The sequence below is a fragment of the Actinotalea fermentans genome (assembly GCF_007991475.1).
Taxonomy (GTDB): domain Bacteria; phylum Actinomycetota; class Actinomycetes; order Actinomycetales; family Cellulomonadaceae; genus Actinotalea; species Actinotalea fermentans.
Genome location: NZ_BJYK01000006.1, coordinates 68,714 through 83,554, shown reverse-complemented (window position 1 = coordinate 83,554; position 14,841 = coordinate 68,714). Strand labels below are relative to the sequence as shown.

At 74.8% G+C, this 14,841-nt stretch carries 11 protein-coding genes; 5 read left to right on the top strand and 6 right to left on the bottom strand.

Annotated elements, in window-relative coordinates:
* The 5 genes from AFE02nite_RS10450 to AFE02nite_RS10430 all read right to left on the bottom strand — a co-directional run bounded on the left by AFE02nite_RS10450 (window position 1) and on the right by AFE02nite_RS10430 (window position 5,681).
* A complete protein-coding gene (locus AFE02nite_RS10450) occupies window positions 1-972 on the bottom strand; it encodes a GNAT family N-acetyltransferase (RefSeq protein WP_034248486.1) in 972 nt (323 codons plus the stop codon).
* On the bottom strand, window positions 969-1,811 hold the full coding sequence (ppk2, locus tag AFE02nite_RS10445) for a polyphosphate kinase 2 (RefSeq protein WP_034248489.1): 843 nt from the start codon (window positions 1,809-1,811) through the stop codon (window positions 969-971). Before ppk2 ends, AFE02nite_RS10450 begins: the two co-directional genes overlap by 4 nt.
* 100 nt (window positions 1,812-1,911) lie before the next feature.
* Window positions 1,912-2,979, bottom strand: a complete 1,068-nt coding sequence (locus tag AFE02nite_RS10440) for an ATP-dependent DNA ligase (protein WP_034248490.1) — start codon at window positions 2,977-2,979, stop codon at window positions 1,912-1,914.
* Between the two features lie 119 nt (window positions 2,980-3,098).
* Complete coding sequence (locus AFE02nite_RS10435; protein WP_261765574.1) at window positions 3,099-4,163, bottom strand: DUF2804 domain-containing protein; 1,065 nt, start codon at window positions 4,161-4,163, stop codon at window positions 3,099-3,101.
* Window positions 4,164-4,205: 42 nt separating this feature from the next.
* Window positions 4,206-5,681 (bottom strand): HNH endonuclease, encoded by a 1,476-nt coding sequence (locus AFE02nite_RS10430; RefSeq protein WP_146819596.1) that lies wholly within the window; start codon window positions 5,679-5,681, stop codon window positions 4,206-4,208.
* Window positions 5,682-5,896: 215 nt separating this feature from the next.
* Here AFE02nite_RS10430 and AFE02nite_RS10425 point away from each other — a divergent pair, with 215 nt between their 5' ends.
* Window positions 5,897-6,748, top strand: a complete 852-nt coding sequence (locus AFE02nite_RS10425) for an isocitrate lyase/PEP mutase family protein (RefSeq protein ID WP_146819595.1) — start codon at window positions 5,897-5,899, stop codon at window positions 6,746-6,748.
* A 58-nt stretch (window positions 6,749-6,806) separates the two neighbouring features.
* Here the strand turns inward: AFE02nite_RS10425 and AFE02nite_RS17415 are convergent, their stop codons facing one another.
* Window positions 6,807-7,799, bottom strand: coding sequence for a hypothetical protein (locus tag AFE02nite_RS17415; protein ID WP_186814534.1), 993 nt, complete (start codon window positions 7,797-7,799; stop codon window positions 6,807-6,809).
* A 146-nt stretch (window positions 7,800-7,945) separates the two neighbouring features.
* Here AFE02nite_RS17415 and purL point away from each other — a divergent pair, with 146 nt between their 5' ends.
* The 4 genes from purL (at window position 7,946) to gdhA (ending at window position 14,747) form a co-directional block, all read left to right on the top strand.
* Window positions 7,946-10,348: a phosphoribosylformylglycinamidine synthase subunit PurL gene (gene purL / locus AFE02nite_RS10415; protein WP_146819594.1), complete on the top strand. Its 2,403-nt coding sequence runs from the start codon at window positions 7,946-7,948 to the stop codon at window positions 10,346-10,348.
* A gap of 224 nt (window positions 10,349-10,572) precedes the next feature.
* A complete protein-coding gene (locus AFE02nite_RS10410; protein WP_146819593.1) occupies window positions 10,573-11,760 on the top strand; it encodes a hypothetical protein in 1,188 nt (395 codons plus the stop codon).
* A gap of 172 nt (window positions 11,761-11,932) precedes the next feature.
* Window positions 11,933-13,063: a hypothetical protein gene (locus AFE02nite_RS10405; RefSeq protein ID WP_146819592.1), complete on the top strand. Its 1,131-nt coding sequence runs from the start codon at window positions 11,933-11,935 to the stop codon at window positions 13,061-13,063.
* 352 nt (window positions 13,064-13,415) lie between these two features.
* Window positions 13,416-14,747, top strand: coding sequence for an NADP-specific glutamate dehydrogenase (gene gdhA / locus AFE02nite_RS10400; RefSeq protein WP_034248749.1), 1,332 nt, complete (start codon window positions 13,416-13,418; stop codon window positions 14,745-14,747).
* Window positions 14,748-14,841: the final 94 nt, after the last annotated feature.

Below are 14,841 nucleotides of genomic sequence, written 5' to 3'. Positions count from 1 at the left end.
TCACACCCGCCGCTCGAAGCCCCAGGTCACGGGCGTGAAGTAGCGCGTCCAGAGGCCGTAGGCCTCGAGGTTGTGGGTCTCGCAGTCCACCGACATGAGCGTCTTCCCGTCGGCGGCGGCGTGCTCCGCGAGCGCCCCGACGAGCGCCGTCCCGACGCCGCGCCCGCGCATCGACGGGTCGGCGTACATGCCGTTGATCGCCAGGCAGGACGGGTCGTGGACGACGTCGCTGACGTCGTCCTGGGGGTCCTCCGCCTTGACGTAGCCGACCGGCCTTGCGGCGTTCTCGGCCACGACGGCGACGCTGGTCGGCTGGGTGAGCCACCCGCGCCACCAGTCGGCGTCGGCGCCGCGGGGGTTCGGGAAGAAGATCGGCGAGGCGCCGATGTGCTCGGCGAGGCGCGCCTCCATCGCGGCGATCGCCTCGGCGTCGTCGGTGGTGGCGCGTCGCGTGACGACGCCGTCGGTCCCCCTGCCCGCGCGGGTCCGCGCCGCCACGTCGGCGGTCGGGGCGGCCGCGTCGAGGACGATCCGGCCGAAGCCCGTGAGCGACAGCGCCTCGATCGCCTCCGCCGCGCTCGCGAGCACGGCCACGGCGTGGATGCGCGCCCCGGCGTCGACCCACCGCGGCGCGATCGCGCGGTAGAGCACGCGGTAGTCGTCGAAGGCTCGGACCGGGTCGGCGGCCGCGTTGGCCCAGTCCGGCGAGAACCAGGCCGGGCCGGCGTGGCGGAAGTCCTCGAACCGGAAGCCGCCGAGGACGGCCGTGAGCCGCCCGTCGTGCCAGCGTCCCAGGACGATCCCGTGTGTGATGAGCCACCCGAGCTTCCCGAGGTAGTCCTCGGCCGCGCGTCGGGGCAGGTGGGGCGCCTGTTCGACGAGGCGCGCGTGGCAGGCGGCCACGACGTCGGCCGCCGCGGCGACGTCGTCCCCGGTGAGGGCGCGGACCGCCGACGTCGTGCCCGGCGTCACTCCGCGTCCTCGCGAGCCTCGCCGGCGTCCCGGGTGAGCAGCGTCGACGCGTAGTCGGGCACGTAGCGCTGGGAGTCGCGCGGGGGCCGGACATAGCCGGTCGACGCCGGCCGCGGCGGCAGGACGATCTCCTCGCGCTCGACCTCGCGGTAGTCGAGGCTGGTGACGAGGTGGTGGATCATGTCGAGCCGCGACCGGCGCTTGTTGTCGGACTCGACCACCCACCACGGAGCCTCGGGGATGTCCGTGTGGACGAGCATCTGGTCCTTCGCGCGCGAGTACTCCTCCCACCGGGAGATCGACTCGAGGTCCGTCGTCGACAGCTTCCAGCGACGCATCGGGTCCGTCAGGCGTGAGCGGAAGCGGGTCTCCTGCTCGGCGTCGGACACCGAGAACCAGTACTTGCGCAGCAGGATCCCGTCCTCGACGAGCATCCGCTCGAAGATCGGGCACTGGTGCAGGAACCGGTGGTACTCGTCGTTGGAGCAGTAGCCCATCACGCGCTCGACGCCCGCGCGGTTGTACCAGGACCGGTCGAACAGCACGATCTCGCCGGCCGCCGGCAGGTGGGCGATGTACCGCTGGAAGTACCACTGGGTGCGCTCGCGCTCGGTCGGCGTCGGCAGCGCGACGATGCGCGCGACGCGCGGGTTCAGGTACTGCGTGACCCGCTTGATGGTCGAACCCTTCCCGGCCGCGTCACGTCCCTCGAAGACCACGACCAGGCGCTTGCCCTCGGCGCGCACCCACTCCTGGATCTCCACGAGCTGCGCCTGGAGGCGGAACAGCTCGTCCTCGTAGACCTTCTTCGGGAAGCGCGTCGTCGCGGTCTCGACCATGCGGCGAGGGTATTCCCCGACGACGGGCGACCGGGGTTCTCGACGCGGGCGGCTCAGGGCGTCGTGGCCGTCCGTGTCGTCCTCGCCGCGCCGGGTCCTTTCACCCGAGGACGTCGCCGAGGTCGAAGCGCACGGGCACCTCGAGCTGGGCGTACGTGCACGACGACGGCTCGCGGTCGGGCCGCCAGCGCACGAACTGCGCGACGTGCCGGAACCGCGGGCCCTCCATGTGGTCGTACTTCACCTCGACGACGCGCTCGGGGCGCAGGGGGGTGAACGAGAGGTCCTTGCCGGCGGCCCACCGGCTGGTCTCGGCCTCGCGCGGGGTGCGGGTCCCGGCCGCCTGCGCCTCGACGGTCCACGGGTGACCGGGGTCGTCGGGTGCGAGGGCGAGGGGCTGGAGCTCATCGAACAGCTCGCGCCGCCGCGCCATCGGGAACGACGAGGCGACGCCGACGCTCGCGAGACGGCCGCCGTCGTCGTACAGGCCGAGCAGGAGGGAGCCCACCGCCCGGTCGTCGTTCTTGTGGGTGCGGTAGCCCGCGAGGACGCAGTCGGCGGTGCGCTCGTGCTTGATCTTGGTCATGACGCGCTTGTCGGGGAGGTAGCTCATCTCCGGATCCTTCGCGACGACGCCGTCCAGGCCCGCGCCCTCGAACACCTCGAACCAGCGGCGGGCCTCGTCCAGGTCGGTGGTCGCGCGCGTGACGTAGACGCCCGGCCCGCCGCCCGGGACCGCCGCCTCGAGCCGCGCCCGGCGCTCGCGGAACGGGAGGCTCGTGAGGTCCTCGTCGCCGAGCGCGAGCAGGTCGAAGGCGACGAAGACGGCGGGCGTCTGCGCGGCGAGCAGGCGCACCCGCGACTCGGCCGGGTGGATGCGCTGGAGCAGGGCCTCGAAGTCGAGGCCGGTCGCGTCGCTCGAGGCGATGACGATCTCCCCGTCGACGACGCACCGGTCGGGGAGCTCGCCCAGCACCGAGGCCACGACCTCGGGGAAGTACCGCGTCATCGGCTTGGTGTTGCGCGAGCCGAGCTCGACCTCGTCGCCGTCGCGGAACACGATGGTGCGGAACCCGTCCCACTTGGGCTCGTAGACCTGCCCCGGGGGGATGTCGGGGGCCGCCTTGGCCAGCATCGGGAGCACGGGCGGCATCACGGGCAGGCGCATCGCCTCAGTCTGCGGGCGCGCACCGACGCCGTCGACCCCTCGTCCACAGGCAAGGTCGTTCTCCGCGGTCACCGGCCAGGGCTCACCCGGTCTGTGGCGCAGCGCCCGGCCGGCCTGACTCACCAGCGGTTGCGCGCCTCCTCCGCCCAGCCCTCGACGCCGTCGACGGTGATGCGCTCGCCCGCGTCGGTGGTCATCCAGCCCGTCCAGGTGCCGAAGCACTGGTGGGTCTCGCCGGCCACGACGAGGAGGTTCGTCCGTGCGACGCGCTCGTGGAACGGGTGGAACGTGAGGTCGACGCGCGCCCGGTCGCGGTCGTGGACGCGCCAGGGGGCGAGCCAGTCGGCGTGGTCGTACTCCCAGACGAGCTCGTCGCCGTTCTTGTGCAGGCGCCCGTCGAGCAGGAGGGCGTTCTCGGTCGAGCCGGTCCCGTCGGTCCATCGGCCGCCCACCTGGACCCCGACGACGTGCCCGTCCACCCGCCCGGAGCCGGCGCCCCAGTTCCAGGTCATCGAGTACGGCCAGCGCCCGCGGCCGTGGTCGAGGACGCCCCACGCGTCGGTGCCGAGGTGCGTGAGCTCCCCGTCGACCGTGATCGTCCCGGTCAGGGGCCGGGCGACGTCCTTCACCGTGTACTGGAACCGGCGGTCGCTCCACGGCACCACGACGCCCAGCGCCTCGTGCCCCGGCGTGGCACCGGCGACGACGTCGACCTCGACCCGCCCCGTCCGCACGCGGATGCGGGTGCCGGCGACACCGGATCGCGGGCTGCCCGTGTCGGCGCCGCTCGAGCCGTCCCCGTCGGTCCAGGCCTCCTCGACGTCGATCGACAGCCCGCGGGCCCGCGCCCGCGCGGCGCCCCTGCCGAGGCTCTCCGGCAGGAGGGTGCCCCGACCCAGCGGCACCACGGCGCCGTCGTCGATCTCCGTGCCGCGCCGCCGGTCGAGCACCCACACCTGGTGCACCGCGGCGTAGTCGAGGCTGGAGACGGTGATGCCGATCACGTGGGTCGGCGTCATCAGGCCCCAGTACTCCCAGCGCTTGTTCCGCCCCCAGCCGCGCAGGTCCGTGCGGTGCAGCGGGTGCCGGGTCCACCCGACGGCGCCCCGGTTGAGCCTCCCGTCCGGCAGGCACAGGGCGGTCGGGGTGGTGATCTCGCGCTCGCGGACGACGTCGTCAGGCACGTCGGTGATCATGCCAGCGAAAACCCGGTCAGCACCGTGCGCTCACACGGCGAGGGGAAGCTCATCCACCCCGGGTGGCTCACCCCTCCGGGGCGGCTCACCCCTCCCGGGTGGCTCACCCCTCCCGGGTGGCTCACCCGCGGCGACCGTGCCTGCGGCGACGGTGCCCGCGACGACCGTGCCGTCGCGCGCGGTGAGCGCGTACCGCACCCGACGTGACGTCGCGCCGACCTCCCCGCGGTCCAGTGGCACGCGGTGCACCGTGAGGTCGCGGCGGTGGATCTCGCCGTGGTGAAAGCTGCAGACGGCCACGCCGTTCTCGACGGACGTCGGGCCGTCGTCCCGGTCCCACCAGTCGGCGTGGTGGACCTCGAGCCAGCGCGGCGCGAGGCCGCAGCCCTCCCAGGCGCAGGCGCCGTCCCGCGCGAGCACGGCCCGGCGCTGCGGACCGGTGTACGTCCGCGCGGTGCGCCCGAGGTCGACGGGCGTCGAGGCCGAGTCGAGGACGATCCGGGTCAGCTCGCAGTCGCACAGGGCGCGCGCGATCTCGCTCGGCGGCACGGGCGTCCCGTCCTCGAGCGTCACAGGCGGGACCGGAGTCGCGGCGCTCGCACCCGCACCCGCGCCCGCAACCTCGTCCGCGCGCCCGTCCGCGCGCTCGCCCTCGCTCGCGCCTGCGTCACCCGCACCCGCGCCCTCGCTGTCCCGACGTGCCCTCCGCAGCTCGGCCCAGGTCTCCTCCGTCATGAGGAACGAGATGTGCGGCCGCACGGCCGCGCCCGGGACGACGTCGGGCAGCCCCAGCAGCCGGTCCGCCATCGCCTCGAGGGCGTCCGCCCGCCGCTGCTCGGGCTCGCGCTCGTCGTCGGCGCCCGGCCGAGGACTGAGCGCCTCCAGCGCGAGCCGCAGCCGGTGACCTGCCATGTGGTCCAGCTGGCCGCTGATCCGGGTGCCGTCCACGCCGTCGGCGAGGTGGAGATAGCGAGCCGCGCGCTGGGCCTGGTGACCCCGCTCGAGCTGGCCGGCGTCGACGGCCGCGGCGAACTTCGCCATGGCCGTCGCGAACCGGCCCGCGTCCAGGCGGGACGCCATCTGGAGCACGCGCTCCTGACCGTCGGGCGCTGCCAGGGCGGCGCGCACGGCGGGGGAGGCCTGGCCCACCGTCCGGCCGACCACGTCGACGTGCGCCACGCTGACGGTCCCGGCCGTCGCGGCCTCGGCCATGCCCGGCACGGCGGCCAGCGCCTCCGCCCGCCGCTCGTCGGTCGCCCCGCCCCGCAGGCCGGCCCGGGTGGTGCGGCCACGCCAGGCGGCGAAGGACGCGTCTCCGGACGCGCGCCACGCCCCCGCTGTGCGCTCGGCGAGAAGCAGTGCCGACCGCGCGGTGGTGAGCGCGGCCTCGGCCCGGTCGATCTCCGCGAGCAGGTCGCGCCGTCGGCGGGGGTCCAGCTGCTCGGCCGGCCGCGCGGCGGCGTCCACGGCGGCGACGGCGTCGCGCAGCAGTGTGATCGCGTCCATGCCGCCTCCCTCCGAAACGGACTATTTAGCACTGGTGTACTAATGCTACCTAACGCGCCGAATCCCGACAATCCGCCCACAGCGAAACCCTGCCCGCCGCCTGCCCGCACCCGCGGCCCGCACCCGCGACCCCACCCTCGCCCCACCGTCCCCCCTCCACACCCCGCTCACCCGAACCCCCGCCACGCGCCCGTCCGCGGTCCTACCGTGGCGACATGAGCGCACCCCATGACCACGCCGAGCACCCCGCCGCGCCCCTGGACCAGGTCGCCCAGGCCGAGCGGCTCCGCTCCCTGCACACCCCTGGCAACCCGCTGGTCCTCGTGAACGTCTGGGACGTCCTGGGCGCGCGCGTGGTCGAGGCGGCCGGCGCGCGCGCGATCGCCAGCGCCAGCTGGGCCGTCTCCGCCTCGCTCGGCCTGCCCGACGGCGAGGGCATGACCCTGGCGGACAACCTCGCCGTCGTCGGCCGCATCGCGCGCGCCGTGGACGTGCCGGTCACCGCCGACTTCGAGCGCGGCTACGGCGCCACGCCCGACGACGTCGCGTCCGCCGTCGCGCGCCTGCTCGCCACCGGCGCGGTGGGCGCGAACATCGAGGACTCCCTCCTCGAGCTCGGCCGCACCGCGCGCGACGGCGTCGACCCGCTGCGCCCGGTCGACGAGCAGTGCGCGCGCCTGGCCGCTGCCCGCGCGGCCGGCGAGCGGATGGGCGTCCCGCTCGTCCTCAACGCGCGCACGGACGCGCACGCGCGCGGCGCCGCGCTGCCCGACGTCGTCGCCCGCGGCCGCGCCTACCTCGACGCCGGCGCGGACTGCGTGTTCGTCGTCGGGCGCACCGGCTTGCGTGACGTCGTCGCCCTCGTCGAGGCGTTCGACGGTCGCCTCAACGTCCTGGGCCGACCGGGGCAGCCGAGCATCGCGGAGCTGACCTCCGCCGGCGTCGCGCGCATCAGCATCGGCTCCAGCGGCCCGGGCGTCGCGTACGCCGCCCTGGCGCGCGCGGCCGGCCAGCTCCTCACCCGCGGCGACTACCTCGAGGACCAGGCCTTCGCCTTCCCGGAGTGAGGCGCGACGTCGTCAGTCCGCGCGCCGGACTGGGCCCGGCCCCGGCCGGGCCCACCTCTCAGGGGCGGTCGCGCCCGTTGCCCGGCTTCCACCAGTCGCGCCACCACGGCTCCTCCTCCTGAGCCTGGCGCGCCGCCTCCTCGTCGGCAGCGGCCGCGGCGGCCTCGGCGGCGGCCTGCTCGGCGGCCAGGCGCGCGGCGACGGCCTGCTCGTGCGAGAGGCGGAACCCGTCGGCGGCGGAGAAGTACGCGGTGAACGCCGTGCGCGTGGCGGCGTCGGGAGCGGGCGCGTCGCCCAGGGCCGCGAGCGCCGCGACCGCCTGCTCGAGCCGGGTCCGCGCGTCGGGCGTGGCCTCCGGGCCGGCGGCGAGGATGCGCGGGGTCGCGGCCTGCGCCGCCTGCACCGCACCGGCCGCGGCCGTCGCGACATCCGCCCTCGCCGCGTCGAGCCCGGCGACCCGTGCGTCGGCGTCGGCGCCCAGGTCGGGCAGGCGCTCGAGCTGGAACGCCACCTGGTCGCGCAGCCGCCGCAGCTCGTCGCCGTCGGCGGACACGTAGCGCTCGGCCAGGCCGGACGGGCTCCCCAGCCACGCGGGCAGCGTCGGCTCGACGGCGGGCGCGGCCACCGCGGCGCCCAGCGCGTCCGCCGCGGCGGTGACGCCCTCGACCGCCTCGGCGGACAGGTCGCCGGCGCGGGGGGTGAGCAGGTCGCTCAGGGCCCGCGCGTCGGACACGGCCGGCCCCGCGGCCTCGATCGCGTCGGCGAGGGCGGCGACGTCGGCGCGTGCCGCTTCGAGCGCGGTCGTCAGCGCCGCGCCGTCCGCCCGCCCGTCGGCGCGCAGGTCCTGCGCCGAGACCACCTGCACCACGAGGACCGTGCCCAGGACGGCGGTGAGCAGGCCGAGGCCGGCGAGGGCGAGCTGCGTGCGCGGGGACCAGCCGGACCAGCCGGGCGGCGCCGGTCGCAGGGTGCGCCGGGTCAGCCGGATCTCCTCGGTCGGCTGGTCGGAGCCGTGGAACCGGGACTGGCCGAGCGTCGTGGCGAGGCTCACCCGCCCGACGGTAGCCGATCCCGGCGAACCGGGAGAAGACGGGCGGTGCGCGGTCGGGCGAGGTGGCTGAGACGCGTCCTCACCCTCCCGCGACCGCCGGTAGCCTGTGCCGCGTCACACACCCAGGCGCGGCCGGTAGGGACGACATGACCGAGACCATGAACCCCGACGAGACCCGCACCCCCGCGGCGGACAGCGGACCGGTCGCCGGCGGCGGCCACGCGCCCGACACGGTGGAGCACGCGGCGGCGACCCCCGACCAGGCGCTCCCGTACCGCGAGCTCGGCCTCAAGGACGACGAGTACCAGCGCATCGTCGACCTCCTCGGCCGCCGCCCGACGGCCGCCGAGCTCGCCATGTACTCGGTCATGTGGTCCGAGCACTGCTCGTACAAGTCCTCGAAGATCCACCTGCGCCAGTTCGGCGACAAGACGACCGAGCAGATGCGCGAGCACCTGATGGTCGGCATGGGCGAGAACGCGGGCGTCGTCGACATCGGCGACGGCTGGGCGGTGACCTTCAAGATCGAGTCGCACAACCACCCGAGCTTCGTCGAGCCCTACCAGGGCGCCGCGACCGGCGTCGGCGGCATCGTGCGCGACATCATGTCGATGGGCGCCCGCCCCGTGGCCGTCATGGACGCGCTGCGGTTCGGCGCGATCGACCACCCGGACACCGCGCGCGTCGTGCACGGCGTGGTGGCCGGCGTCGGCGGGTACGGCAACTGCCTGGGCCTGCCGAACATCGGCGGCGAGGTCGTCTTCGACCCGTCCTACCAGGGCAACCCGCTGGTCAACGCGCTGTGCCTGGGCGTCCTGCGGCACGACGACGTCCACCTCGCCAACGCCTCCGGCGTCGGGAACCTGGTGGTCCTGTTCGGCGCGCGGACCGGCGGCGACGGCATCGGCGGCGCGTCGATCCTGGCCAGCGAGACGTTCGTCGACGGCGTGCCCTCCAAGCGCCCGTCGGTCCAGGTGGGCGACCCGTTCATGGAGAAGGTGCTCATCGAGTGCTGCCTGGAGCTCTTCGGCGCCGGCGTCGTCGAAGGCATCCAGGACCTGGGCGCGGCCGGCATCTCGTGCGCGACCTCCGAGCTCGCCAGCAACGGCGAGGGCGGCATGCACGTCGACCTCGAGAAGGTGCTGCTGCGCGACCCCACGCTCACCGCCGGCGAGATCCTCATGTCGGAGTCGCAGGAGCGGATGATGGCGGTCGTCACGCCCGCGAACCTCGACCGGTTCCTCGCGATCACCGGCAAGTGGGACGTCGAGACGGCCGTCATCGGCGAGGTCACGGACACCGGTCGCCTGACGATCGACCACTTCGGCCACCGCATCGTCGACGTCGAGCCGCGCACCGTGGCGCACGACGGCCCGGTCTACGACCGCCCGTACGCGCGCCCGGCCTGGCAGGACGCGCTCCAGGCGGACACGATCTCCGGCCCCGCCGGTGCCGCGCGGTTCGCCCGTCCCCAGACCGGCGACGAGCTGCGCGACACCCTGCTCCGCCTGCTCGCCTCGCCGAACCTCGCGAGCAAGGCGTGGGTCACCGACCAGTACGACCGGTTCGTGCAGGGCAACACGGCGCTGGCCCAGCCCGACGACGCCGGCGTGATCCGCGTGGACGAGAGCACGGGCCTCGGCGTCGCGCTCGCCACCGACGGCAACGGCCGGTACGCCAAGCTCGACCCGTACGCGGGCGCGCAGCTGGCCCTCTCGGAGGCCTACCGCAACGTCGCCACCGTGGGCGCCCGGCCGCGTGCCGTGACCGACTGCCTCAACTTCGGCTCGCCCGAGGACCCCGACGCGATGTGGCAGCTCGTCCAGTCCATCACCGGCCTGGCCGACGCCTGCCTCGAGCTCGGCGTGCCCGTGACCGGCGGCAACGTCTCGCTCTACAACGGCACGGGCGAGCCCGGTCAGATCGACTCGTCGATCCACCCGACCCCGGTCGCCGGCGTCCTGGGCGTGCTGGACGACGTCGCCCGCGTGGTCCCCTCGGGCTGGCGGGCGCCGGGCCAGGCGATCTACCTGCTGGGCACGACGCGCGGTGAGCTGGACGGCTCGGCGTGGGCCGACGTCGTGCACGGTCACCTGGGCGGGCTGCCGCCGGCGGTCGACCTGGCCGCCGAGCGCGCGCTCGCGGCCGTGCTCGTGGGCGCCGCGCGCGACGGGCTCGTCGACGCCGGGCACGACCTCGCCGAGGGCGGCCTGGCCGTCGCGCTCGCGGAGGCGTGCCTGCGGTACGGGACGGGCGCGGTCGTCGACCTCGCGGGCCTGTGCGAGCGGGACGACGTCAGCGCGTTCGAGGCGCTCTTCAGCGAGTCGGTCGCCCGCGCGCTCGTCGCGGTGCCCCGCAGCGAGGAGGTCCGGTTCGTCGACCTCTGCACGGGCCGCGGCGTCCCGGCGCTGCGCATCGGCAGCACGGACGACGCCGGCGCGGCGGGCGAGGCGGACGGCCCGGCGCTCGTGGTGTCCGGCGCGTTCGCGGTCCCGCTGGCGGCCCTCGGCGAGGCGACGCGCGGGACGCTGGCGGCGCACTTCGCCTGACGTCGCAGGGCCCGCACGGGCCCGCTCGGTCCCGCTCGGGCCCGCTCGGTCCCGCTCGGGGGTGACCGATCGCACCGACCCATCGCACCGACTGACCGCGACCGGCCGCAGGCGACCGGCCGCGGGCGACCGATCGTGCGGCAACGGATCGTCCGAGCCGACCGTCTTCCTGGGTGAGCGCGGCGCCGGATGGTGGCGCGGCGGCACCGAGGGGGCGAGCGCGCGTGACACGGACGGCTGGGGCGCGGGGCGAGGCACGAGCCGGGACCGGCACGAGGGAAGGCGCGGTCGGCCGGGGGGCGACCTGGCGCAGGCGCGCGCTGCTCGGCGCCCTGGCCCTAGTGCCGCTGGCGGTCGGCGTCCTGGCCGCCTGTTCCGCCGCTGGGGAGCCCGAGCCGCCGTCGCCCACCCCGAGCACCGACCGTGCACCGGACGCGGCCGACGCCACCGCCGAGGCGACGGCCGGCGGCGTCCGCCGGGGCCCGCTCGACGGGCTCCTCGACACGGTCGACCAGCGGAGCGCGACGAGCGCCGAGGCGGTCCTGGCGCGCGCGGTGCGCTACGAGGAGGTCGTGGCCGCCTGCATGGCGGAGGAGGGCTTCGAGTACACGCCGACCGACTGGCGCGCGAACCCCGGAGCGCTCGAGGTGGCGCCGCTGGGGGCGGTCGCGGTCGACCTCGTCGCCTCCGCCGCCCTCTACGGCTACGGGATCTCCACGACGGCGCTCATCGACGCGGCGACCGAGCCCACCACGGTCGAGGACCCGAACGCGGACCGCGTCGCGGCGATGTCCGACGCCGAGCGTCGGGCCTGGGAGCTCGCGCTGACCGGTCCCGGCCAGGGCGAGGCGTACCACGAGGGCAGCGAGGCCTACGACTGGAGCCGCTACGGCTGCGTCGGGCGGGCCGCGCACGAGACGGAGGTCGCCGAGCCCCGGCAGGGCTTCGACGACTCCGCCTGGTCCGGCCTGCGCGAGGACATCAGTGCGCTCGAGGCAGGCGTGTGGGACGACCCCCGGCTCACCGAGACCCACGCCCGCTGGGCGGCCTGCATGACGGCGGCCGGCTACGGCGGGTACACCGACGCGCGGGAGCCGGTGGCGAGCGTCATCGAGCGGTCGATGGCCATCTGGGACGAGGCGGGCGGGGGTCCCGCCGACCCGGAGGCCATGGCGGACCCGACCGACCCGGCCGCCGTCGAGCGGGCCGCGGAGGTGGCGCGGCTGCAGGCGGAGCTGGCGCAGGAGGAGATCGCGCTCGCGGTCGCGGACACCACCTGCCAGGTCGAGGTCGACCTCGACCGCGCCTACACGGACACCTGGATCGCGGCGCAGGAGGAGTTCTACGCGGCGCACCGCGTCGACTTGGACGCGTGGCTGGCCGCCTTCGAGGAGTTCCAGGCCGGGGACTGAGGCGCCGTCCTGCCGGGCCGGGCCCCGCGTGCCCACAACGGTTCCGCCGCGCCCTGCGTCTGTCGCAGTAGGTCGATCGTCGGCCGCTTCGGGGGAGGTCAGGGTGCAGGCAGCAGGGGGACGCGCGGGACGTCGGGGCACGGTCGACGCAGGGGTGGCGACGGCAGGGGTGGTGACGGCGCGCACGGTCGCTCGGCGGACCGTCGCCGGCCTCCTCGCCGTCGTGATGGCGCCGCTGCTCGCCGCGTGCACGGACGACGGCGCCCCTGCCCCCGGCGCGTCCACGGCGGCGGCGGCGCCGGCGTCGCCCTCCGCCACGCCGGTGGAGGAACCCCGCCTCGGTCCCCTGGACGCCCTGCTCGTCGCCGTCTCCCAGGTGGGAACGGAGACCCACGAGGCGCAGCTCGCCCGGCTCCTGGAGAACGAGGAGATCGTCGCCGCCTGCATGGCCGAGCAGGGCTTCGAGTACGAGCCGATGGACTGGGCGGCGATCCTCGAGCTCCAGTGGGCCCGCGAGGCCGAGTGGGACGAGCCGGTCCCCGCCCTCGACCCCGCCGACGCCGTGGAGGCCGCGCGGACGTACGGGTACGGCCTGTTCACCACCCCCGAGGAACCCGAGGACCCCGCGGGCGACGGCGCCGTCGTGCAGGACCCGAACGACGAGCGGGTGGCGCAGATGTCGCAGGCGGAGGAGCGGGCCTGGTACCTGGCGCTCTGGGGGCCGGGGCAGGGCGAGGCGTACATCGCCGAGGAGGAGCCGTACGACTGGACGAAGTACGGCTGCTCGGGCGTGGCCGCCCACGAGCTCGGCACCGACGTGCGCGAGAGCTTCGACGACTCGCCCTGGGCGGACCTGCGGGAGCAGATCTACGCGCTGCGCGACGGTCTCGACGCGGACCCCGCGCTCGAGGACGTGCGCCAGGGGTGGATGGCCTGCATGGAGGACCAGGGTCACCCCGGCTACACCGGCGTCCGTGAGCCGCTCGAGGAGATGCAGCGGCGGTCGGCGGAGATCTGGGAGCAGGCGAGCGTGGGGGTCGAGCTCGACCTGAGCACCGACGACTACCTCACGGACCCGGCGTACCTGCAGCAGCAGGCCGACATCGCGGCCCTCCAGGCCGAGATGGCACCGGTCGAGATCGAGCTCGCGGTCGCGGACATGACGTGCCGGGCGGAGGTCGGCTACGACGAGCGTCTGGCGCAGCTGTGGCTGGACCGTCAGGAGGAGTTCTACGAGGCGCACCGCGCCGACCTGGAGGCGTGGCTGGCGGCGGCGCAGGAGTTCGACGCGCGGCAGCCGTGAGCGGCGGTGCGGGGCCGCGGGCCGAGCCGCGGGCCGTTCGCCGAGCCGGACCGCGGACACTTTCGCACGCCTGCGGCCGTGTCGGTTAGCGTCTCCGGGAGAGGCGTGGAACGGGCCTCCCGGCGGTGTGACGTACGCCACAACCGGGAGGGACTCCGGTCCTAATCTCGACATCAAGATATTTACGACCATTGACCCTTGGACCGCGGTCGCAAGCCGCGATCCCCGCACGTCGAACGGCCGTCACACCCGACGGCGACTCGGGGCGCGGGTGTCGGAGCCGGGCCACCCCCGGCGTGCTCGCACCACCACCCCCGGGCACCTGACAGCCCGGTCTGAAGGAGCAACTCCCATGCACAGTGCCCTCGAGCCCGTCTTCGCGCAGGTCCTGCGCCGCAACCCCGGCGAGGTGGAGTTCCACCAGGCCGTCCGCGAGGTGTTCGACACGCTCGGCCCGGCGGTCGAGAAGAACCCCGACTACCTCGCGGTCCTCGAGCGGCTGTGCGAGCCGGAGCGGCAGATCATCTTCCGGGTGCCGTGGGTCGACGACAAGGGCAAGGTCAACATCAACCGCGGCTTCCGCGTCGAGTACAACTCCGCGCTCGGCCCGTACAAGGGCGGCCTGCGGTTCCACCCCTCGGTGTACCTGGGCATCATCAAGTTCCTCGGCTTCGAGCAGATCTTCAAGAACGCCCTGACCGGCCTGCCCATCGGTGGCGGCAAGGGCGGCTCCGACTTCGACCCGCACGGCAAGTCCGACGCCGAGGTCATGCGCTTCTGCCAGTCGTTCATGACCGAGCTGTGGCGCCACCTCGGCGAGTACACCGACGTGCCCGCGGGCGACATCGGCGTCGGCGGCCGGGAGATCGGCTACCTGTTCGGCCAGTACAAGCGGATCACCAACCGCTACGAGTCCGGCGTCCTCACCGGCAAGGGCCTGACCTGGGGCGGCTCGCTCGTGCGCACCGAGGCCACCGGCTACGGCACCGTGATCTTCGCCTCCGAGATGCTCAAGACGCGCGGCCAGTCGCTCGAGGGCAAGCGCGTCGCCGTCTCCGGCGGCGGCAACGTGGCGATCTACGCCGTCGAGAAGGCCCAGGCCCTCGGCGCGACCGTCGTGACGTTCTCCGACTCCTCCGGCTACGTGCTGGACGAGGCCGGCGTCGACCTCGCCCTCATGAAGGAGATCAAGGAGGTCCGGCGCGGCCGGGTCGCCGACTACGTCGCCGAGCGCGGCTCCGCGAAGCTCGTCACCGAGGGCACGGTCTGGGACGTCCCCGTCGACGTCGCCCTCCCGTGCGCGACGCAGAACGAGCTCACCGGCGACGACGCCCGCACGCTCGTCAAGAACGGCGTCCTCGCGGTCGCCGAGGGCGCGAACATGCCGACGACGCCCGACGCCGCCGACCTGTTCCAGGAGGCGGGCGTGCTGTTCGGCCCGGGTAAGGCCGCGAACGCCGGTGGCGTCGCCACCTCCGCGCTCGAGATGCAGCAGAACGCCGGCCGCGACTCGTGGACGTTCGAGCACACCGAGGCCCGGCTCACCGAGATCATGAAGAACATCCACGCGAACTGCGCGGAGACCGCCGCGGCCCACGGCCACGCCGGGAACTACATCATGGGCGCGAACATCGCGGGCTTCCAGAAGGTCGCCGACGCGATGCTGGCGTTCGGCATCATCTGACGGTCACCGCGCGAGCTCACCGCTCGGGTGGAACGACAGTGCCACGAATCGCCCTCGAGTGGAACGTTGTGCTCCCACAACGTTCCACTCGAGG